General features: G+C 69.9%; 18 protein-coding genes and 1 pseudogene. 14 read left to right on the forward strand and 5 right to left on the reverse strand.

Annotation, left to right across the window (positions count from 1 at the left end; all coding sequences use genetic code 11):
* Window positions 1–115: 115 nt before the first annotated feature.
* The 6 genes and pseudogenes from ACWDOP_RS28255 to ACWDOP_RS28280 all read left to right on the forward strand — a co-directional run.
* Window positions 116–1,321 (forward strand): annotated as a pseudogene (locus ACWDOP_RS28255) (FAD-dependent oxidoreductase); the annotation flags it as partial.
* A 248-nt stretch (window positions 1,322–1,569) separates the two neighbouring features.
* A complete protein-coding gene (gene thiS, locus ACWDOP_RS28260; protein ID WP_354989562.1) occupies window positions 1,570–1,782 on the forward strand; it encodes a sulfur carrier protein ThiS in 213 nt (70 codons plus the stop codon).
* Window positions 1,775–2,539 (forward strand): thiazole synthase, encoded by a 765-nt coding sequence (gene thiG, locus ACWDOP_RS28265; protein WP_456347460.1) that lies wholly within the window; start codon window positions 1,775–1,777, stop codon window positions 2,537–2,539. Before thiS ends, thiG begins: the two co-directional genes overlap by 8 nt.
* A 388-nt stretch (window positions 2,540–2,927) precedes the next feature.
* Entirely contained in the window at window positions 2,928–3,872 is a 945-nt protein-coding gene (locus ACWDOP_RS28270; RefSeq protein ID WP_454204542.1) for an ABC transporter ATP-binding protein, read from the forward strand.
* A complete protein-coding gene (locus ACWDOP_RS28275; protein ID WP_456347461.1) occupies window positions 3,872–4,615 on the forward strand; it encodes an ABC transporter permease in 744 nt (247 codons plus the stop codon). The genes ACWDOP_RS28270 and ACWDOP_RS28275 overlap by 1 nt, the downstream gene beginning before the upstream one ends.
* Window positions 4,616–5,081: 466 nt before the next feature.
* Entirely contained in the window at window positions 5,082–5,930 is an 849-nt protein-coding gene (locus tag ACWDOP_RS28280; RefSeq protein ID WP_456347508.1) for an adenylate/guanylate cyclase domain-containing protein, read from the forward strand.
* A gap of 48 nt (window positions 5,931–5,978) precedes the next feature.
* On the opposite strand, the gene ACWDOP_RS28285 is transcribed toward ACWDOP_RS28280, so the two are convergent.
* Window positions 5,979–6,116: a hypothetical protein gene (locus ACWDOP_RS28285; RefSeq protein WP_354989566.1), complete on the reverse strand. Its 138-nt coding sequence runs from the start codon at window positions 6,114–6,116 to the stop codon at window positions 5,979–5,981.
* A gap of 222 nt (window positions 6,117–6,338) precedes the next feature.
* Between ACWDOP_RS28285 and ACWDOP_RS28290 the strand changes: the two genes are divergently transcribed.
* Genes ACWDOP_RS28290 through ACWDOP_RS28320 form a run of 7 tightly spaced genes read left to right on the forward strand, consistent with a single transcriptional unit; the run spans window position 6,339 to window position 15,435 of the window.
* Window positions 6,339–8,051: an acyclic terpene utilization AtuA family protein gene (locus tag ACWDOP_RS28290; protein WP_456347462.1), complete on the forward strand. Its 1,713-nt coding sequence runs from the start codon at window positions 6,339–6,341 to the stop codon at window positions 8,049–8,051.
* Window positions 8,048–9,205 carry an acyl-CoA dehydrogenase family protein gene (locus ACWDOP_RS28295; RefSeq protein WP_456347463.1) on the forward strand — a complete coding sequence of 386 codons (1,158 nt, stop codon included), beginning with the start codon at window positions 8,048–8,050 and terminating at the stop codon, window positions 9,203–9,205. Before ACWDOP_RS28290 ends, ACWDOP_RS28295 begins: the two co-directional genes overlap by 4 nt.
* Complete coding sequence (locus ACWDOP_RS28300; RefSeq protein ID WP_456347464.1) at window positions 9,202–10,806, forward strand: acyl-CoA carboxylase subunit beta; 1,605 nt, start codon at window positions 9,202–9,204, stop codon at window positions 10,804–10,806. Before ACWDOP_RS28295 ends, ACWDOP_RS28300 begins: the two co-directional genes overlap by 4 nt.
* Window positions 10,807–10,814: 8 nt before the next feature.
* The gene (locus ACWDOP_RS28305) at window positions 10,815–12,818 is read left to right on the forward strand and encodes an acetyl/propionyl/methylcrotonyl-CoA carboxylase subunit alpha (protein WP_456347465.1); all 2,004 of its coding nucleotides are present in this window, start codon (window positions 10,815–10,817) and stop codon (window positions 12,816–12,818) included.
* A 3-nt stretch (window positions 12,819–12,821) separates the two neighbouring features.
* Complete coding sequence (locus ACWDOP_RS28310) at window positions 12,822–13,982, forward strand: acyl-CoA dehydrogenase family protein (protein ID WP_454204547.1); 1,161 nt, start codon at window positions 12,822–12,824, stop codon at window positions 13,980–13,982.
* A gap of 44 nt (window positions 13,983–14,026) precedes the next feature.
* Window positions 14,027–14,815 (forward strand): enoyl-CoA hydratase family protein, encoded by a 789-nt coding sequence (locus tag ACWDOP_RS28315; RefSeq protein ID WP_456347466.1) that lies wholly within the window; start codon window positions 14,027–14,029, stop codon window positions 14,813–14,815.
* Window positions 14,816–14,820: 5 nt separating this feature from the next.
* The gene (locus ACWDOP_RS28320; protein ID WP_454204549.1) at window positions 14,821–15,435 is read left to right on the forward strand and encodes a TetR/AcrR family transcriptional regulator; all 615 of its coding nucleotides are present in this window, start codon (window positions 14,821–14,823) and stop codon (window positions 15,433–15,435) included.
* Window positions 15,436–15,459: 24 nt separating this feature from the next.
* Here ACWDOP_RS28320 and ACWDOP_RS28325 read toward each other — a convergent pair whose 3' ends face one another.
* Window positions 15,460–15,615 carry a hypothetical protein gene (locus tag ACWDOP_RS28325; RefSeq protein ID WP_454204550.1) on the reverse strand — a complete coding sequence of 52 codons (156 nt, stop codon included), beginning with the start codon at window positions 15,613–15,615 and terminating at the stop codon, window positions 15,460–15,462.
* A 542-nt stretch (window positions 15,616–16,157) separates the two neighbouring features.
* Here ACWDOP_RS28325 and ACWDOP_RS28330 point away from each other — a divergent pair.
* Window positions 16,158–16,640, forward strand: a complete 483-nt coding sequence (locus tag ACWDOP_RS28330) for a hypothetical protein (protein ID WP_456347467.1) — start codon at window positions 16,158–16,160, stop codon at window positions 16,638–16,640.
* Between the two features lie 67 nt (window positions 16,641–16,707).
* Here ACWDOP_RS28330 and ACWDOP_RS28335 read toward each other — a convergent pair whose 3' ends face one another.
* The 3 genes from ACWDOP_RS28335 to ACWDOP_RS28345 are packed head-to-tail and all read right to left on the reverse strand — an operon-like array spanning window position 16,708 to window position 20,241.
* Window positions 16,708–18,771: a glycosyltransferase family 39 protein gene (locus ACWDOP_RS28335; protein WP_456347468.1), complete on the reverse strand. Its 2,064-nt coding sequence runs from the start codon at window positions 18,769–18,771 to the stop codon at window positions 16,708–16,710.
* Complete coding sequence (locus ACWDOP_RS28340) at window positions 18,752–19,003, reverse strand: hypothetical protein (protein WP_456347469.1); 252 nt, start codon at window positions 19,001–19,003, stop codon at window positions 18,752–18,754. Before ACWDOP_RS28340 ends, ACWDOP_RS28335 begins: the two co-directional genes overlap by 20 nt.
* The gene (locus tag ACWDOP_RS28345; RefSeq protein ID WP_456347470.1) at window positions 19,000–20,241 is read right to left on the reverse strand and encodes a glycosyltransferase; all 1,242 of its coding nucleotides are present in this window, start codon (window positions 20,239–20,241) and stop codon (window positions 19,000–19,002) included. Before ACWDOP_RS28345 ends, ACWDOP_RS28340 begins: the two co-directional genes overlap by 4 nt.
* Window positions 20,242–20,294 lie beyond the last annotated feature (53 nt).

Genomic DNA, 20,294 nt, shown 5'->3' on the forward strand with positions numbered 1-20,294 from the left:
CGCAGCCGCGTCTCATGCGTGATGCGGTCGTTCGAAGAACGCGATCTTCGCGCTCGTTATCGCTGTCAGTGCAGGCCCCGGGGCTGTAACCCGGGCAGTGGTGAGGTGGAACCGGATGCGGACTCTGGCCGTCGTCGGCGGCGGTGTGATCGGTCTCTCGATCGCATGGCGGGCCGCCGAATCGGGCTGGACGGTCACACTGTTCGACCCCGCGATCGGCGCCGGAGCGTCCTGGGTCGCGGGCGGCATGCTCGCACCCCTGTCCGAGGGCTGGCCCGGCGAGGACGCGGCCCTGGAGTTCGGCGCGGCGTCCCTGGTCCGCTGGCCCGACTTCGCCGCCCGCCTGACCGCGGCCACCGGAATCGAGCTCTTCACCGCCCGCGAAACCCTGACAGTGGCCCTGGACAGTGCCGACGTCGCCGATCTGCGCACCGTCGCCGACTGGGTGAACGCGCACGAGCTGCGCGGCTTCCAGGCCGCCGCCGCGCCCGATTCGGCTGTGCCGGAAGCGGTTTCGTCCTCCGGCGGTGGCGTGGCGCGTGTCGCGGCGGGAACCGAGCGCCTGCGCCTGCTCGATCGCGCCGGAGTCCGCGCGGCGGAACCGGGTCTGGGCCGGACCGTACGCGCCGGCCTGCTGGCCGCCGACGAGCCCGCGGTGGACAACCGGGCCCTGGTCGCCGCCCTGCGCGACGCGTGCGCGCGGGCCGGGGTGGAGTTCCGGACCGAACGCGTGGTGGCCGAGCCCCGCACCGGCGACCCGGATCTTGCCGCCGGTGGCGGGATTGCGGGAGTCCGCGTGCTGCGTGAGTTGCCGCACGATCGCATCGTGCTGGCCGCCGGCGCCGCCTCGGCCGAGCTGTGGCCCGGACTGCCCGTACGACCGGTTAAGGGGGAGATACTTCGCCTGCGCCGCCGCCCCAGCGCGCCGGCGCAGCCGCGTCACGTGATTCGTGCCCGGGTGCACGGCAGGCCCATCTACCTGGTGCCGCGCGGTGACGGAATCGTGCTGGGCGCAACGCAATACGAGGCCGGGTTCGACACCGCCGTCACGGTCGCCGGTGTGCGCGACCTCATCACCGACGCGGAAGCGGTCTTCCCCGGCATCGGCGAGTACGAATTCGCCGAGGCCACGGCGGGTTCGCGGCCCGGCTCGCCGGACAACCTGCCGCTCATCGGCTATCTCGACGAGCGCGTGATCGCCGCGACCGGGCACGGCCGCAACGGCATTCTCGGCGTCCCGGTCACCGCCGACGCGGTCGTCGAGCTGCTCGCCGGATCCGTCCTCCCCGCCGCGCGCGCCGCGGATCCGGGGCGCTTCACCCGGCCCGGTGCGGGCGCGGACAGTCCTCGCGGTCACGCCCCGGCCGGTTCCGGCGGCGTGCCATCTTCCGAAGTCAGCGCTGTCTCATACCCCGGGGCGAGCGCTGCCCCGAATTCCGGGCCGAGCGGTGCCCGGGGTTCCGGCGCAGGCATCGTCGCGGATTCCGCTGCGCGCGAGCCGGAGCCGCCGCATTCCGCGCCACCCCCACGGTCCGCCCCGTCCGTCCCGATCCACCCAGGAGGAATCCGATGACCGCTATCCCGGTCGCCATCACCGTCAACGGTGAGGAGCACGAATTCGCGCAAGCGCCGTCGGTGCGCGCGGTGCTGGAGGCGCTGAACCTGCCCTGCCAGGGCGTGGCGGTGGCGGTGGACGGCGCGCTGTTCCCCAAGTCGCGCTGGGACGAGCCGGTCGAGCGCGGCTGGGAACTCGAGGTGCTGACGGCGGTGCAGGGTGGCTAGCGGCGCCGATCCGCTGGTCATCGCGGGCCGCGAGTTCGGTTCCCGGCTGATCATGGGAACCGGTGGCGCGGAGAGCCTTTCGGTGCTGGAGGAAGCCCTGATCGCCTCGGGCACCGAGCTGACCACCGTCGCCATGCGCCGGGTGGACGCCGCCGGCGGCACCGGGGTGCTCGACCTGCTGAAGAAGCTCGAGATCGCCCCGCTGCCCAACACCGCGGGCTGTCGCACCGCCGCCGAGGCCGTGCTCACCGCCCAGCTCGCGCGCGAGGCCCTGGGCACCGAATGGGTCAAACTCGAGGTCATCGCCGACGAGCGCACCCTGCTGCCCGACGCCATCGAATTGGTCGCCGCCGCAGAGCAACTGGTGGACGACGGCTTCGTCGTGCTGCCGTACACCAACGACGATCCGGTGCTGGCGCGCCGCCTGGAGGACATCGGCTGCGCGGCGGTCATGCCGCTGGGTTCGCCGATCGGCACCGGCCTCGGCATCGGCAATCCGCACAACATCGAGATGATCGTGGCCGCCGCGAACGTCCCGGTCATCCTGGACGCGGGTATCGGCACCGCCAGCGACGCGGCCCTGGCCATGGAACTGGGCTGCTCCGCGGTCCTGCTCGCCACCGCGGTGACCCGAGCCCGCCAACCCGCCCTCATGGCGAAGGCCATGGCGCACGCCGTGGAAGCGGGCCGCCTCGCCCGCGCGGCGGGCCGCATCCCCAAACGCTTCTGGGCCCAGGCCTCCTCGCCCGATCTCTGATCTCGTCCGGGCGGCTCGCACGACACTCGCGCGGCGTCCTGGCGAGTGCGCGACTCCGGCGGGGTTGTCACGGGTGCCATCTCGACCGCTGCCACGATCCGGCCCAGGTCGGGTCCCCTTGGGCGAGCGAGGTTTCCAGGCCGACGGCCCACGGTGAACAGCGGGCTGCTCGACCACGCCGGTAAGCCCCCGTCTGCTGGATATCGCACAACGTGATCACCACGCGGCTGCCGGCGGGCCCGAATGCGGCGAGGCGTCGGTCCGGGTTTCGGGGTGTGGGTGGGGGCTCGACCCCGGGCCCCGCGGCCCCGGGTCATCCTCGAGGTGTATCCGAAGCGCGACCTCGGGTCGATAGTGCGAGCACGACAGTTGGGGAAGACTGGTCCCCATGATCGAACTGAGGGGCCTGACCAAACACTACGGGCAAACCGTCGCTGTGTCGGATCTGTCGTTCACTGTTCGCCCGGGGCAGGTGACCGGCTTTCTCGGCCCGAACGGGGCGGGCAAGTCGACCACGATGCGCATGATCCTGGGCCTGGACGCGCCGACCTCCGGTACCGCGCTCATCAACGGTAAGCCGTACCGCGAGCTGCAGCGGCCGCTCGAATCGGTGGGCGCCCTGCTGGATGCCAAGTGGGTGCATCCGAACCGGTCGGCCCGGTCGCATCTGCGCTGGCTGGCCGCGTCGAACGACATTCCGGTGGCGCGCGTGGAGGAAGTGCTCCGCCTGGTCGGCCTCAGCGAGGTCGCCAACCGCAACGCGGGCGGCTTCTCGCTCGGCATGTCCCAGCGTCTGGGCCTGGCGGGCGCGCTGCTCGGCGATCCCAAGGTGCTGCTGTTCGACGAGCCGGTGAACGGCCTCGACCCCGAGGGCATCCTGTGGATCCGCCGCTTCATGCAGCGCCTGGCCGCCGAGGGCCGCACCGTGCTGGTGTCGAGCCACCTGCTCTCGGAGATGGCGCAGACCGCGGAACATCTCATCGTCATCGGCCGGGGTCAGCTCATGGCCGATGTGAGCACGAAGGAATTCATCGAGCGCTCCTCGGAACAGTCCGTGCGCGTGCGCAGTCCGCAGCTGGATCAGCTGCGCAGCCTGCTCACCTCGAACGGGATGACCGTGCGCGAGGACGCCGCGGACACCGAGGGCGCGGCGCTGGTGGTGGCGGGGGTGACCAGTGACGTGGTCGGCAAACTCGCAGGCGCGCACGACATCACGCTGTTCGAGCTGTCCCCGCAGCGGGCTTCGCTCGAGGAGGCGTTCATGCGTATGACCGGTGGTGCGGTGGAGTACCACGGTGCAGGCTTCGACCAGGTGATGGGAGGTGCGCTCTGATGGGCGTGCTCGCAGCGGAACGTATCAAGCTCACCTCGACCCGTTCGCCCTGGTGGTGCACGGCGATCATCGTGGCGCTGGGCCTCGGCTTCGCGGCCCTGCTCGCGGCGGTCGACAAGGAGGGGATCACCCTCAGCGGCGCGGTCGGCGGTACGAGCGGTTTCGGCGTACTGGTGCTGATGATCATGGCCACGCTGGCGGTCACCAGTGAGTATCGATTCGGAACCATTCGCAGCACATTTCTAGCAACCCCCGCGCGGGACAAGGTTCTGCTGACCAAGGCGGGCCTGCTCGGCGTCTTCGGCGCGGTGGTCATCGGCGTGGTGTCCCTGCTCGGATACGCGCTGGCCAAGGCGATCGGCGGTGATGCCGCGCAGGGGCTGGTGCTCAACGCCGACACCGCGCGCGGGCTCTACGGCGTCCCGATCTACGCCTTCCTCGCGGTGGTCTTCGCGATCGGCGTCGGCGTGCTGGTCCGCCAGAGCGCGGCCGCCATCTCCATCGTGCTGCTGCTCCCGACGGTCATCGAACTCCTGCTGGGCGCCTTCGGCAGCTTCGGCCGAAATGTCGGCGCTTTCTTGCCTTTTCAGAATGCCGGCCGGTTCTACACGGTGGGTACCGCAGATGAGCTGCAGGTCATCAACTGGCACTGGGGCCCGTGGGGGAGCCTGGTGTACTTCGCCGCTTTCGTGGCGATCGTTTTCGGCGCCGCGCTGGTGGTGGTGAACAAGCGCGACGCGTAGAGACCCTGCCCAGGGAGCCGTCGGCCACTGCCCGGCGCGGCGGCACATCGGCCCGACGCGGATCCCGCGTCGGGCCGATGCCGTACCGGGTCGCGCAGCCCACCGGATGAACGGGATGTGAATACTGTCGCAGGGGGCGCGTAGTTTCTGGCCCCGGTAATTGGGCATGGGTAGCATCGCAACAGCAACCAAAGCACTCAAACAATCGGCGGGTCCAAAGGTGTGGCCGCTCGAACCGATCGGGAGGTGTCAGGTGGCGGTCATTCATCCATCCGGCGATCAAGGGCTGAGATACGCTCTCCGCGTGAGCGAACGACCCTCCGAAGGCGGCGAAGACGCGTCCGACGCGTCCCGCACGGAGGGACTGGGGACCGATCGCAGCCGGTCGCGCGGTGTCAACGGCGCGCGCGGGCGCGAGCCCCGCAAGATCAATCGTGACGTGGTCATTCCCCTCACCCCGGCCGAACTGGCCGACGACGAGCTCGAGGACGATGCCGAATCGGGCCGCCGGCGTTCCGGCGCGCGGTTCCCGGGCCAGCTCTCGGCCCTGGTCAACGCCGCGAATCAGCGCGGGGATCTGATCGGCGTCATTCGCAAGGCCCGCGAGAATCTACCCGGCGATCCCGCGTTCGGCGATCCGCTCTCGGTCTCCGGGCCGGGCGGCGCGCGAGCGGTGGCCCGCGCGGCGGACAAGGCGCTCGGCGATTCGCCGAGCGCGGCCAAGGAATTGGGCCTGGGCGCGCTGCAGGTGTGGCAGGCCATGCTGGAACGGGTCGGCAAGGGCCGGGGCCCGCAGGACGTCACGATCATGTTCACCGACCTGGTGGCGTTCTCGAGCTGGTCGCTCGCCGCGGGTGACGAGGCGACGCTGGAACTGCTGCGCCGGGTCGCCCGGGCCATCGAGCCGCCGGTCGCCGAGCGCGGCGGTCAGGTCATCAAGCGCATGGGCGACGGCCTGATGGCCGTGTTCCCCTCGGCCGATCGCGCGCTGCAGGCGGCGGTCGCGGCGAAGGAGAACCTCGCAGCCGTCTCCATCGACGGCTACCGCCCGCAGATGCGCATGGGCCTGCACACCGGGTCACCGCGCGAGATCGGCGGGGATTGGCTGGGCGTGGACGTCACGATCGCGGCCAGGGTCATGGCGGCGGGCGGCAACGGCAACACCATGTTGTCCGCGGTCACCCTGGAGGCGCTCTCGCCGGAGACCCTCGAACAGCTGGGCTTCGGGGTCAAGCCCTATCGGCGCAGCTTCTTCGCGGCGCCGCTCAGCGGCGTGCCGGAGGATCTGCGGATCTTCCGCCTGGAAGCCGAATAGCGATTTCCGGGGGTTGACGGGCGGCTCGGAGTTCCCGGGCCGCCTTTTTCAGCGCCAGAGGAACGCGCCCAGGGCCGCGAGCACCGCGAGGCTCACCAGCCCGAAGGCCAGCGGCCGCGAGGTCTTCCACAGCGAGTAGGCGCCGCCGAGCAGGAATCCGGCCAGGGCCAGCATCAGAATCGTCACGGGTCGAGTCTGCCCGGTCGGTGCGCGCCCGCCCGCCGCGGGCCGCGTGTGGAGTGTCCGAAATCTCCGGTAGCGGCTCGACCGGGGTGAATTCCGCGGGGGACCGGAATCGCCGGCAATTAACAAGCACGCAGGCTTGATTTTTTTCCGGCGCGGTGTGACCCTGGTTGCGAACACGGCGAGGACGCCGTGCCGCGCGCGGGTGCACAGGGAGGCCCAGTAATGAGTCAGCTCGCCGACGATCCCGAGCTCATTCGGATCGGCAATTGTTCCGGCTTCTACGGCGATCGGGCGAGCGCGATGCGCGAGATGCTCGACGGCGGCGAACTCGACGTGCTGACCGGCGACTATCTCGCCGAACTCACCATGCTGATCCTGGGCCGGGACCGGATGAAGGACGCGAACCTCGGGTACGCGAAGACCTTCGTGCGGCAGCTGGAAGGCACCCTCGGCACCGCCTTGGACAAGGGTGTGCGCATCGTCGTCAACGCGGGCGGCCTGAATCCCGCCGGACTGGCCGGGAAGGTCGGCGAGCTCGCGGACAAGCTCGGGCTGGCCCCGAAGATCGCGTACGTGACCGGTGACGATCTGCTCTCGCGCGCAAGCGAACTGGGGCTCGGCTCGCCGCTCACCGCCAACGCCTACCTGGGCGCGTGGGGCATCGCCGAATCGCTGAACGCCGGGGCCGACATCGTGGTCACCGGCCGGGTCACCGACGCGGCGCTGGTCGTCGGACCGGCGGCGGCGCACTTCGGCTGGGGCCGAACCGATTACGACGCGCTCGCGGGCGCGGTGGTGGCCGGGCACGTCATCGAGTGCGGCACCCAGGCCACCGGCGGCAATTTCGCCTTCTTCACCGAGATCGCGGATCTGAACCGCCCCGGCTTCCCGATCGCCGAGGTCCGCCGCGACGGCAGCACGATCATCACCAAGCACGCCGGCACCGGCGGCGCGGTCACCGTGGATACGGTTGCGGCGCAGCTCATGTACGAGATCCAGAGCGCGCGCTACGCCGGACCCGATGTCACCACCCGCCTGGACACCATCGAGCTGAGCCAGGACGGCCCGGACCGCGTACTCATCAGCGGCGTGACCGGCGAAGCTCCGCCGCCGCGAACCAAGGTCTCGCTCAACACCATCGGCGGCTTCCGCAACGAGATGGAGTTCATCCTCACCGGTCTCGACATCGAGGCCAAGGCCGAACTCGTACAGCGTCAGCTGGAATCGTGGCTGCCGGTGCGCCCGGCCGAGCTGGACTGGACGCTCGCGCGCCTGGATCGCCCCGACGCCGAGACCGAGGAGCAGGCCAGCGCCCTGCTGCGCTGCGTGGTGCGCGATCCGGACCCCAACAAGGTCGGTCGCGGATTCTCCAGCGTCGCCGTGGAATTGGCGCTGGCGAGCTACGCGGGCTTCTCGCTGAGCACGCTGCCCGGCAACGGATCGCCGTACGGGGTCTTCGTTCCCGGCTACGTGGACGCGAAGCAGGTGCCGCACATCGCGGTGCTGCCCGACGGCAGCACGGTCGACATCGCCCCCGCGAGCGACACCCTGGAACTGGCCAACGTGCCCGAACCCGCGCTGCCGCAGCCGCTTCCGGCCGGCGAGACCCGGCGTGTCCCGCTCGGGACCATCGCGCTGGCGCGCAGCGGTGACAAGGGCGGCAACGCCAACATCGGCGTCTGGGTGCGCACCGACGAACAGTGGCGCTGGCTGGTCAACGCCCTGACCGTGGACGAGCTGCGCCTGCTGCTGCCCGAGACGGCGAAACTGCCGATCACCCGGCACGTGCTGCCGAACCTGCGGGCCGTGAACTTCATCGTCGAGGGTCTGCTCGGGGCGGGTGTGGCCTATCAGGCCCGCTTCGATCCGCAGGCCAAGGGGCTCGGGGAATGGCTCCGGGCCCGGCACATCGATATCCCCGTGGAGCTGTTGTGAGCTACGTCAATCTGTGGGAAAGCCCCGAGCGTCGCGAATTGCGCGCCACCGTGCGCGGATTCGCCGAGCGCGAGGTGCTGCCGTACCTCGCCGACTGGGAGCGCGATGGGGAGATCCCGCGCGAGCTGCACAAGAAGGCCGGTGCGCTGGGCCTGCTCGGGGTGCAGTTCCCCGAGGCCGTCGGCGGTTCGGACGGCGACGCCATCGACGCCGCCATCGTGTGTGAGGAGCTGCATTACGCGGGCGGTTCGGGCGGGCTCTTCGCCTCGCTGTTCACCTGCGGCATCGCGGTTCCGCACATCGCCGCCACCGGTAACGCCGAGCACATCGAGCGCTGGGTCAAGCCGACCCTGGCCGGGGAGAAGATCGGCTCGCTCGCCATCACCGAACCCGGCGGCGGCTCCGATGTCGGGCACCTCACCACCAGGGCCGTCCGCGACGGCGACGAGTACATCGTCAACGGCGCGAAGACCTACATCACCTCCGGCGTGCGCGCGGACTACGTGGTCACCGCGGTGCGCACCGGAGGCGATGGCGCGGGCGGGGTTTCGCTGCTCGTGGTGGAGAAGGGCACGCCCGGCTTCACCGTCAGCCGCAAGCTCGACAAGATGGGCTGGCTGGCCTCGGACACCGCCGAGCTGTCCTATGTCGATGTGCGCGTGCCGGTCTCGAACCTGGTCGGCCCGGAGAACTCCGGATTCGCCCAGATCGCCAGTGCTTTCGTGAGCGAGCGGGTCGGCCTGGCCGTGCAGGCGTACGCACAGGCCCAGCGCTGCCTGGACCTGACCCTGGCCTGGACCCGCGATCGCGAGACCTTCGGCCGTCCGCTCATCAGCCGGCAGTCCGTGCAGAACACGCTGTCGGAGATGGCGCGCCGCATCGACGTCGCCCGCGTCTACACCCGCCATATCGCCGAGCGCGCGGCCGGCGGGGAGACCGATCTCATCGCCGAGGTGTGCTTCGCCAAGAACACCGCGGTGGAGACGGCCGAGTGGGTGGCGCACCAGGCCGTGCAGCTGTTCGGCGGCCTCGGCTACATGCGCGAGTCCGAGGTGGAGCGGCAGTACCGGGATGTGCGCATCCTCGGTATCGGCGGCGGCACCAACGAGATCCTGACCGCCCTGGCGGCAAAGCGATTGGGGTTCCAGTCTTGAGTATTCTGCGCACGAACGTAGACCCGGCCTCGGCGGACTTCTCGGCCGCGGCCGAGGCGATGGCGGCCAAGCTCGGCGAGGTCGAGGCCGAGTACGCCAAGAACATCGGCGGCGGCGGTCCGGAGAAGGTGGCCCGGCATCGCAAGCGCGGCAAGCTGACCGCGCGTGAGCGCATCGAGCTGCTGATCGACGAGGATTCCCCATTCCTGGAGCTGGCCCCGCTGGCGGCCTGGGGCAGCGACTTCCACGTCGGCGCGAGCGTGGTCGCGGGCATCGGCGTCGTCGAGGGCGTCGAGTGCATGATCGTGGCCCCGGATCCGACCGTGCGCGGTGGCACGTCGAATCCGTGGACGCTGCGCAAGACCCTGCGCATGAACGACATCGCCCTGGAGAACCGGCTGCCCTGCATCAGCCTGGTCGAGTCCGGCGGCGCCGATCTGCCGACGCAGAAGGAAGTCTTCGTCCCGGGCGGGCGGATGTTCCGGGACCTGACCCGGCTGTCCGCGGCCGGAATCCCCACGGTCGCGCTGGTTTTCGGCAACTCGACCGCCGGTGGCGCGTACATCCCCGGCATGTCCGACTACACGGTCATGATCAAGGAGCGCTCCAAGGTCTTCCTGGCCGGTCCGCCGCTGGTGAAGATGGCGACCGGTGAGGAGACCGACGACGAATCCCTCGGCGGCGCCGAGATGCACGCCCGGGTCTCGGGTCTGGCCGACTACCTGGCCGTCGACGAGCAGGACGCTATTCGCCTCGGCCGCTCCATCATTCGCCGGTTGAACTGGAAGAAGCAGGGCCCGGCCGCGCGCCCGGCCGCGGAGATCATCGAACCGCTGTACGACCAGGACGAGCTGTCCGGCATCGTCCCGGCCGATCTCAAGATCCCCTTCGATCCGCGCGAGGTCATCGCGCGCGTGGTCGACGGCTCCGATTTCGACGAGTTCAAGCCGCTGTACGGCTCCAGCCTCGTCACGGGCTGGGCCGAGTTGCACGGCTACCCGGTCGGCATTCTGGCCAACGCGCGCGGCGTGCTCTTCAGCGAAGAGGCGCAGAAGGCGGCCCAGTTCATCCAGCTGGCCAATCAGAAGAACACCCCGCTGCTGTTCCTGCACAACACCACCGGCTACATGGTGGGCAAGGAATACGAGGAGAACGGCATCATCAAGCACGGCGCGATGATGATCAACGCGGTCTCCAACTCCAAGGTGCCGCACATCTCCCTGCTCATGGGCGCGTCCTACGGCGCCGGCCACTACGGCATGTGCGGTCGCGCGTACGACCCGCGCTTCGTCTTCGCCTGGCCCAGTGCGAAATCCGCCGTCATGGGTGGCGCGCAGCTGGCCGGTGTCATCTCCATCGTGGGCCGCGCGGCCAACGAGGCCCGGGGCATCCCGTTCGACGCCGAGGCAGACGCCGGTATCCGCGCCATGATCGAGGCGCAGATCGAGGCCGAGTCGCTGCCCATGTTCATGTCGGGCCGCCTGTACGACGACGGCGTCATCGACCCGCGCGACACCCGCACGGTATTGGGAATGGCGTTGTCCGCCATCCACAATGCCCCGATCAAGGGCGCCGAGGGCTTCGGCGTCTTCCGAATGTGAGTGCCGGTATGGAGATTACGAACGTTCTGGTCGCCAACCGTGGCGAGATCGCGCGGCGCGTATTCGCGACCTGTCGCCGGATGGGTATCGGCACGACGGCGGTCTACTCCGACGCCGACGCGGCCGCGCCCCACGTGACCGAGGCCGACGCCGCCATCCGGCTGCCCGGCAACACCCCGGCCGAGACCTACCTGCGCGGTGAGCTGATCATCGAGGCGGCGCTGGCCGCCGGCGCCGACGCCATCCACCCCGGCTACGGATTCCTCTCCGAGAACGCCGAATTCGCGAAAGCCGTCATCGCGGCGGGGCTCGTGTGGATCGGCCCGCCGGTCCAGGCGATCGAGCAGATGGGCTCCAAGGTCGAGTCCAAGAAGATGATGGACGCCGCCGGCGTTCCGGTGCTCAAGCAGCTCGATCCCGCCGAGGTCACCGCCGACATGCTGCCGGTGCTGATCAAGGCGTCCTCGGGCGGTGGCGGGCGCGGTATGCGCGTGGTGCGCGAACTGTCCGAGCTCACCGAGCAGATCGAGGGCGCGGCCCGCGAGGCCGCCTCCGCGTTCGGCGATCCGACGGTGTTCTGCGAGCGCTACCTCGAGACCGGCCGCCACATCGAGGTCCAGGTCATGGCCGATCAGCACGGCACCGTGTGGTCGGTCGGCGAGCGCGAGTGCTCGATCCAGCGCCGCCATCAGAAGGTCGTCGAGGAGGCCCCGTCCCCGCTGGTCGAGAAGATCGACGGCATGCGGGCGCGGCTGTTCGAGGCGGCGCGGCTGGCCTCGGAGGCCATCGGCTACGAGGGTGCGGGCACCGTCGAATTCCTGGCCGACGAGAAGGGCGATTTCTTCTTCCTGGAGATGAATACCCGTCTGCAGGTGGAGCATCCGGTCACCGAGCAGGTCACCGGCCTGGATCTGGTGCGCCTGCAGTTGCAGGTCGCCGCCGGGCGGCCGCTGCCGGCCACCCAGCCGGCCATGCGCGGGCACTCGATCGAGGTGCGCCTGTACGCGGAGGATCCCGCGCACGATTGGCAGCCGCAGAGCGGCCCGGTGCACCGGCTCGCGATCCCGGGCACCATCGGCGAGTTCACCGTGCTGACCGAGCCGGGCGTGCGCCTGGACACCGGCGTCGTGGACGGTTCGCTGGTGGGCGTGCACTACGACCCCATGCTGTCCAAGGTCATCTCCTTCGCCGAGACCCGCGACGAGGCCGCGCATCTGCTGGCATCGGCGTTGCAGCGGGCCGAGATTCACGGTCTGGTCACCAACCGCGATCTGCTGGTGCGGGTGCTGCGGCATCCGGCGTTCCTGGCCGGGGACACCGACACCGCGTTCTTCGCCACCCACGGGCTCGACGCGCTCGCCGCGCCGCTGGCCTCGGAGTCGGACGAGGCGCTCTCGATCGTGGCGGCCGCGCTGGCCGAGGCCGCCGCGAATCGCCAGGCCGCCAAGGTCGGTTCCGGCGTCCCCAGCGGCTGGCGCAATCTGGCGTCGCAGCCGCAGTCCAAGTCGTACGAGAGCCGGGTCAGCGGTAAGCACGAGGTCCGGTACCGCATCACCCGGTCCGGGCTCGAGGTCGACGGCTTCGCCGGGCTCGAATTGATCGAGGCCACACCGGATTCGGTGACCCTGCTGGTGCCGGGCGAGCGCGGGCCGGTGCGCCGCCGCTTCGCCGTGGCCCGCTACGGCGATCTGGTGGCGGTGGACTCCCCGCTCGGCCCGGTGTCGGTGCGCCGGCTGCCGCGGTTCGAGGATCCGGCCGATCAGGTGGCCGAGGGCTCGCTGCTGGCCCCGATGCCGGGCGCGGTCATTCGCGTCGCGGCCGAGGTCGGCAGCCGGGTGGAGAAGGGCCAGCCCATCCTGTGGCTGGAGGCGATGAAGATGGAGCACACCATCGCCGCGCCCAGCGCGGGCGTTCTCACCGAACTCCCTGTGAGCGCGGGGCAGCAGGTCGAAGTGGGCGCGGTACTCGCCGTGGTCCAGGCGGAATCCGAAGACAGCGAAAACCAGGAGTAGGCAATGAGTTTCGTCGAAACCGAGGAACAGAAGGCGCTGCGCGACGCGGTGTCCAAACTGGCCGCCAAGTACAACTTCCGCGATTACGCCGGACCCAAGGCCCGCAAGAACGAGCCCTTCGACGAGCTGTGGGACGAGGCGGGCAAGCTCGGCTTCCTGGGCGTGAACCTGCCCGAGGAGTACGGCGGCGGTGGCGCGGGCATCTACGAGCTCGCGCTGGTGCAGGAGGAGCTGTCCGCGCGGGGCTGCGGCCTGCTGCTCATGGTGGTCTCGCCCGCGATCTGCGGCACCATCATCAGCAAGTTCGGCACCGACGCGCAGAAGCAGCACTGGCTGACCAAGCTGGCCGACGGCTCGGCCAAGATGGTCTTCGGCATCACCGAGCCGGACGCGGGCTCGAACTCGCACCAGATCACCACCACCGCGCGCCGGGACGGCGAGGACTGGCTGCTCACCGGCCGCAAGATCTACATCTCCGGCGTGGATCAGGCCGACGCGGTGCTCATCGTCGCGCGGACCGAGAACGCCAAGACCGGCAAGCTCCAGCCCGCGCTGTTCATCGTCCCGGTGGACGCCCCCGGCTTCGTGAAGACGAAGCAGGAGATGGACATCATCGAGCCGGACAACCAGTTCACGCTCTTCCTGGACGATGTGCGCCTGCCCGCGACCGCGCTGGTCGGTGAGGCCGACGCCGCGCTCGGGCAGCTGTTCGCGGGTCTGAACCCCGAGCGCATCATGGGTGCGGCCATGGCGGTCGGCATGGGCCGCTACGCCATCGATCAGGCCGTGGCCTACGCCAAGGAGCGCACGGTGTGGAAGACGCCGATCGGTGCGCACCAGGGCATTTCGCATCCGCTGGCGCAGGTCAAGATCGAGCTGGAGCTGGCGAAGCTGATGATGCAGAAGGCCGCGCACCTGTACGACTCGGGTGACGACTTCGGCGCGGCCGAGGCGGCCAACATGGCGAAATACGCGGCGGCCGAAGCGAGTATCAAGGCGCTGGACCAGGCCATCCAGACGCACGGCGGCGCGGGCCTGACCTCCGATGTGGGTCTGGCGGGCATGCTGGCCGCCGCGCGCATCGGCCGGGTGGCCCCGGTCAGCCGCGAGATGGTGCTCAACTTCGTGGCGCAGCACTCGCTCGGTCTGCCCCGGTCGTACTGACCCGGGCAATAGTTCTGCGCGACAACGAGATTCAGGAGAGCTGAATGAGTGAGACCACCCCCGACGCGCCGTTCGTGCGCTACGAGGTCCAGGACGACGGCTTCGCCGTGCTGACCCTGGACTCCCCGCACAATCGCAACGCGCTCTCGTCCCGGCTGGTGACGGAGCTGCTGGCGGGCCTGGAGAAAGCCGCCGCCGATACCGCGGTGCGCGGGGTGGTGCTCACCCACACCGGCAACACCTTCTGCGCCGGTGCGGATCTGCGCGAGGCCATCGACGCCGATCCGGCAGCGGCGGCCGGCATCCGCACCGGGTGGATGGTGTCGGTGCTGCGCCGCGTCCTGGAGCTGCCCAAGCCGGTCGTCGCCCAGATCGACGGCAACGTCCGTGCGGGCGGCATGGGCCTGGTCGCCGGCTGCGACATCGTCGTGGCCGGGCGGAGCAGCAGCTTCGCGCTCACCGAGGCGCGGCTGGGCCTGGCCCCGTTCGTGATCTCGCTGACCCTGCTGCCGCGCATGACCCCGCGCTCGGCGGCGCGCTACTTCCAGACCGGGGAGACCTTCGACGCCGCCGAGGCCGAGCGCATCGGGCTCATCACCCTGGCCGCCGACGACCCGGCCGCCACGGTGCGGGGATTTCGCGCCGACCTGCGCAAAGGTTCGCCCCAGGGGCTCGCCGAGAGCAAGCGCCTCACCTCCGCGCCCATCCTCGCGGAGTTCGATCGCCAGGCCGACACCCTCGCCGAGCGCTCGGGCAGCTTCTTCGGCACCGCCGATGTGATCGAGGGCATGACGGCCTTCTTTCAGAAGCGTCCACCGAGCTGGGCAGAATAGCCACCATGGCCACACCCCACGAACCCAAGCAGGACCGCAGCCGGGCCACCCGGCAGCGGCTGCTGGAGGCGACCATCGACTGCCTGGCCGAGATGGGCTGGGCGGCGGCGACGGTCGCCGTGGTGGCCGAACGGGCCGGGGTATCCCGGGGTGCGGCGCAGCATCACTTCCCGACGCGCGAGGATCTGATCACCGCGGCCCTGGACTACATGTTCGACACGCGCATGGACCAGTCCAAGGCCGATGCCCTCGCCCTGGGCGAGGTGGCCGAGGGCGTGGGCCGGACCGAGGCGGTGGTCACCGCCCTGGTCGAGGGTTACACGACCCCGTTCTTCAAGGCCGCGCTGCAGGTGTGGACGCACGCCGCCGCCGATCCGGCCCTGCGCGAGCGGATTCTGCCGATGGAAGCGCGATTCGGCCGCGTCTCGCACCGCATGGCGGTCGAGGCGCTCGGGGTCGATGACGCGAATCCCGTTGCGCACCATCTGGTTCAGGCGACGATGGATCTGGCACGCGGGCTCGGGCTCGCCGACGTGCTCACCGACGACTCCCTGCGCCGCAAGGAGATCGTGCAGCAGTGGGCGGCCACCCTGCACACCGCGCTGGAGGCGCAGCGCTGATAGGCGCGCCGTGTTCGAGGGTTCCTACCAGCCGTAAACCTCTGCCATTTCTATGTATTCGTCGTCCCAGCGCAGCTCGATGCTCCTGCGTTCTCGTTCGGGGAGGTCCGGGCTCCAGCCCACGCGACGCCAGAAGGCTTCGCGGCGTTCATCGGTGAGGGGCAGCAGAGGTTCGTTCATCACGACAAGTCCCTGGATCGGATCGTCCGGCATTGCCGTCTTTCAGGGTAGGGCAGTGACCTACGTCATAGCGCCGTTTCGAAGTGGCGATAATCGCGCCTGACCGGCCGTTATACGTGATCTGTCACATTGCTGGTCGCTTGCCCAGAAACCTAGTTTGGATAACGAATCCCAGTCCGTATCCGAACGAAGGATCCAGCGTGCCCATTATCGACCTCGGCTCCGCCGCACTGAACCTCGCGAACTCGGTCACCGCCCTGGCCGCGAACATCACCTACCTGCTGCAGGCGTGGGGACTCGCCTGATCCGGTGAGAGCCGCCGCCGGGCCCGCCTCCGATTCGGAGGCGGGCCCGTGTCGTGTCTGCCCCCGATTCGAGTGCCCCGAAAAGTGATGGCCCCCGGCAAGTTTGAACTGCAGGATTTTCAGAGGGCCGGAGAACTATCGTCCACGGCGACCCGACGTAGTTCTGACAGGAGTGAACGGATGCGCGTGGATACTGGTTCGAGTCGTAGAATCGCCTGGGGGACAGCTGTTTTCGCCATGTCATCGGTCGCCGTCGCCGTGGTGGCCGCCCCTGCCTCGGCCGGGCTGGAACGTCTCAGCGTCGGATCCGTCACCGACCCCGGGCAGGCCCTCTACGTCGGTGGAAAGTACGGCATCGGGGTGTCACCCAATCCCGGCGACAGTGCGAGCCGGCACGTGAGCTTCTACGACAACGGCCGCTGTATCGGGAGTACTCTCATCCGTTCGCACGGCGGCGATACGGCGGTGGAACCGGGCAGGGCCAGTATCGTGTGGGTCCCGTCAGCGGCGGGAACCCACACGCTGCTGGCGCGGCGCGGTGCGGACTCGATTTCGATCACCGTGACGGTCGCCCCGACGCCGGACGGTGTCACCCCCGTCGATGCGCCGAAGCAGGATGGCTGCGGTCTCGATACCGGCAGCGTGAACGTCGGCAGCATAGATTCCGGGAGCATCGGCCCGTCATGGGAGAGCCCGGGCACCGGTAGCGTGTACCGCTGATCCGAACGCGCGCCGCGCCCGCCTCCCGAGGGAGGCGGGCGCGTATGCGGGAGTACGTATTTTGTGTTCAGTTCTTCGGGGCGGTGAGGTCGTAGACGGTGACGCCGTCCACCTCCTGAGCGGTGAAATGTTCGGTGACCCAGGCGGTTATCTCCGCGCTCGTGCCGGAGTGGCCGCCGCGCATCCCGTTCTCGCCGCTGCCGAGGAAGTAGTGGATCTCGCCGTCGGCGACGTACTGCTGGAACTGCGCCAGGGTGGGGGAGGGGTCGCTGCCGTTGAAGCCGCCGATCGGCATGACCGGGAGTTCGGTGGCGAGCTGATAGCCCGCGGCACTGTTCGAGCCGACGGTCGCGGCGACCCAGGTGTACTCGTCGCCTTCGGCGCTGAGCAGGGCCGTCAGGGTTGCGCCGGGGGTGCTGGCGGACATCAGACCGCCTGCCGCGCCGCCCATCCGGTTCTCCGAACGGTTCGCGCCGGTCGGCGCGTCGTTCGTCGTGCCGTTGGGCGTGGCGTTTCCGCCGCCGTCCATCGGGCCGCCCGGCGTCGTGCCGCGGGCGTTGCCGGGCGGCATGCTCAGGCCGTTGCCGCCGTCACCGCGGTTGGCGCCGTCCGGACCGCCGCCGTCTTGATGGCCGCCGCCGGGGCCGAAGCCGAAGCCGCCCTTGGCATTCGGGCCCGCCGACGGGATCGGGCCGGCGTGACCGGTGGCGAGGGTGTCGACCGTATAGGCCAGGGGGCCGGCCAGGCCGATCAGTACCGCCGCCGTGGCGGCGACCAGTTCGAGCCTGCGGGGCAGGCGGACCAGCAGCGCCAGGGCCGTGACGGTACCGGCCGCGAGGAGCGTCCAGCGCAGCCAGGGCTGGAAGGAACTGCTGCGGGACAACAGCATCCACGCCGTCGCGACGGTCGCGCCGACGGTCAGGGCCAGGGTCGCGCGGACCCACAGCCGGTCGCGTTCGCGCCAGAGCAGGACCGCGCCCGCGCCGGCCAGCATCGCCACCGCCGGGGCCAGGGCCACCGTGTAGTACTGGTGGAAGATGCCCTTCATGAAGCTGAAGACCAGTCCGGTCACCAGCAGCCAGCCGCCCCACAGGATCAGGGCCGCGCGCTGCGGATCGGTCCGGACGGACCGGCCGCGCAGGAGAAGTCCCGCGACGAGCAGGATCAGCGCCGCCGGGATGAGCCAGGCGATCTGACCGCCCTGCGCGGGCTCGAAGAGCCGCCCGATGCCGGTGCTGCCCCACATGCCGTTCCCGCCCGCGGGCAGTTCCCCGCCGGGGCCGACGCTGCCGGACTCCTCGCCGTTGAGCCGTCCGAGGCCGTTGTAGCCGAGGGTTAGTTCGATGATCGAATTATTCTGCGAGCCACCGAAATACGGCCGGTCGTCGGCGGGCCAGAGTTCGGCGATGAGAACCCACCAGCCCGCGCCGGCGAGCATCGCGCCGCCCGCGGCGAACAACTGCGCGACGCGTTTGCCCAGCTTCGGCGGGCCCGCGATCAGGTAGGTCAGGGCCAGTGCGGGCACCACCAGCAGGACCTGGAGCTGCTTGGTCAGGAAGCCCAGTCCGATGAACAGGCCGGTCAGCAGCAGCCACCGCCAGCGGCCGTCCGCGACCGCGCGGGTCATGGCCCAGGCCGCGGCGACCATGAACAGCACCAGCAGCGCGTCGGGATTGTTGAACCGGAACATCAGCGCCGCAACGGGAGTCAGCGCCAGCACGAGCCCGGACAGCAGTCCCGCGCTCGCCCCGAAGTTCCGTCGTACGGTCGCCCACAGCAGGGCCACCGAGGCGACGCCGATGAGCACCTGCGGGAGCAGCATGCTCCAGCTGGAGAGCCCGAACACCCGGACCGACAGTTCCATGGGCCACAGCGACAGCGGCGTCTTGTCCACGGTGATGGAGTTCGCCGCGTCCGAGGATCCGAAGAAGAACGCCTTCCAGGACACCGAACCCGCCTGTACCGCCGCGGCATAGAACGAGTTGCCCCACCCGTTCGCGGACAGATTCCACAGGTACGCCAGCCCGGTGCCGATCAGCAGCACGGCCAGCGCCGGATACTCCAGGCGCGAAACCCGCCGTGGGGCTGCCGCCACGGGGGCGTGGGCGGGCTCAGCTTGCAACGTCGTCATGGTTCGCCTCCTCGGGCGTATCGATGCCGGTGGTCGCCCAATCGGGCAGGATGCCGTGTCGGGGATGCCGCGGCCGGACGGTGAAATCGGCGCGGCGGGTGCGAGATTCGATGAGTGCATCGCGCGGAGTGGATTGCTCGGCTGGTCTCACCGTGCCCGTGCCCGATCGCCGCGCGTACATCAGCGGTGGACGCTCGCGGTGCGGCGACTCCGGACGGCGCGGCCGGGTCATCGGCCGCCCTCCGGCTCGTGTGCGCCCGCCTGGCGGAAGACCCAGCGCAGGCCGACGAAGCGGGTGAGGGTCGCGAGCAGGTTGGCGGCCACCAGGACCACTAGTTCGACGTGGACCGAGGCGTCGGGCGCCCAATGATGCAGGGCGAAAAGGGATCCGCTGGTCAGCAGCAGGCCGATGCCGAAGATGGCCAGGCCCTGGAGTTGATGGGAGACCACGCGGGTGGAGCCGTGGACGCCGAAGGTGAAAGCGCGGTTGGCGGCGGTATTGCCGACCGCGGTGATGAGCAGGGCCAGGAAGTTGGCGGCCTGGGCGCCCGTGAACGACTGCAGCGCAAGGTAGATCAGCAGGTAGGCCAGGGTCGAGGCGACGCCGACGATGCCGAAGCGCACCAGCTGGCCGACCATGCCGAGCGGCACGCCCGGGACCAACGGTTCGCGCCCGACCGCCGCGCGCAGTTCGTTGATGGGCAGGCGGCCGGCGGCCAGCGCGCGGCCCACCCGCCAGATACCGAGCAGGTCCTTGCGCGCGGTGTCGATGATGTCGACGCGGCTGTCCGGATCGTCGATCCAGTCCACCGGGACCTCGTGGATGCGCAGCCCGATGCGTTCGGCCAGCACCAGCAGTTCGGTGTCGAAGAACCACTCGCCGTCCTCGACCAGCGGCAGCACGACCCGGGCCACCGGGGTGCGCATGGCCTTGAACCCGCACTGCGCGTCGGAGAATCCGGCCCGCAGCGAGGTGCGCAGGATCAGGTTGTAGCAGCGCGAGATGATCTCGCGTTTGCGTCCGCGCACCACCCGCGAGGAGGACGCCAGCCGGGTGCCGATGGCCACGTCCGAATGCCCGGAGACCAGCGGCGCGACCAGCGGGAGCAGGGCGTTCAGGTCCGTCGACAGATCGACGTCCATGTACGCGACGACCTGCGCGTCCGAGTCGAGCCACACTTGGCGCAGCGCCCGGCCGCGCCCCTTGCGGTCCAGGTGCACCACGCGCACGCCCGGCAGTTCCCGCGCCAGATGCGCGGCCACCCGGAGTGTGGAGTCGGTGGATGCGTTGTCCGCGATGGTGATTCGCGTCGAGAACGGGAAACTACGGTCCAGGAAATCCCGCAGCCGCAGCACGCACGGCCCGAGATCGCGCTCCTCGTTGTACACCGGCACGACCACGTCCACGACGGGCGCGGTCACTGCCCCTGCTGGTTCCGCCGCCCGGACGGCGGTCGCTGTGTCGGTCATGATCACCAAGTTGGTGGACCACGCTGGGCCGACCCTGCGTCACAGCTGGGAGG

The organism is Nocardia sp. NPDC003693 (genome assembly GCF_053981095.1).

Coding starts and splice junctions, on each gene's coding strand:
- thiS (WP_354989562.1), top strand. CDS start 1,570: ATGACCGCTATCCCGGTCGCCATCACCGTCAACGGTGAGGAGCACGAA.
- ACWDOP_RS28270 (WP_454204542.1), top strand. CDS start 2,928: ATGATCGAACTGAGGGGCCTGACCAAACACTACGGGCAAACCGTCGCT.
- ACWDOP_RS28275 (WP_456347461.1), top strand. CDS start 3,872: ATGGGCGTGCTCGCAGCGGAACGTATCAAGCTCACCTCGACCCGTTCG.
- ACWDOP_RS28290 (WP_456347462.1), top strand. CDS start 6,339: ATGAGTCAGCTCGCCGACGATCCCGAGCTCATTCGGATCGGCAATTGT.
- ACWDOP_RS28305 (WP_456347465.1), top strand. CDS start 10,815: ATGGAGATTACGAACGTTCTGGTCGCCAACCGTGGCGAGATCGCGCGG.
- ACWDOP_RS28310 (WP_454204547.1), top strand. CDS start 12,822: ATGAGTTTCGTCGAAACCGAGGAACAGAAGGCGCTGCGCGACGCGGTG.
- ACWDOP_RS28315 (WP_456347466.1), top strand. CDS start 14,027: ATGAGTGAGACCACCCCCGACGCGCCGTTCGTGCGCTACGAGGTCCAG.
- ACWDOP_RS28320 (WP_454204549.1), top strand. CDS start 14,821: ATGGCCACACCCCACGAACCCAAGCAGGACCGCAGCCGGGCCACCCGG.
- ACWDOP_RS28325 (WP_454204550.1), bottom strand. CDS start 15,615: ATGAACGAACCTCTGCTGCCCCTCACCGATGAACGCCGCGAAGCCTTC.
- ACWDOP_RS28330 (WP_456347467.1), top strand. CDS start 16,158: ATGTCATCGGTCGCCGTCGCCGTGGTGGCCGCCCCTGCCTCGGCCGGG.
- ACWDOP_RS28335 (WP_456347468.1), bottom strand. CDS start 18,771: ATGACGACGTTGCAAGCTGAGCCCGCCCACGCCCCCGTGGCGGCAGCC.
- ACWDOP_RS28340 (WP_456347469.1), bottom strand. CDS start 19,003: ATGACCCGGCCGCGCCGTCCGGAGTCGCCGCACCGCGAGCGTCCACCG.
- ACWDOP_RS28345 (WP_456347470.1), bottom strand. CDS start 20,241: ATGACCGACACAGCGACCGCCGTCCGGGCGGCGGAACCAGCAGGGGCA.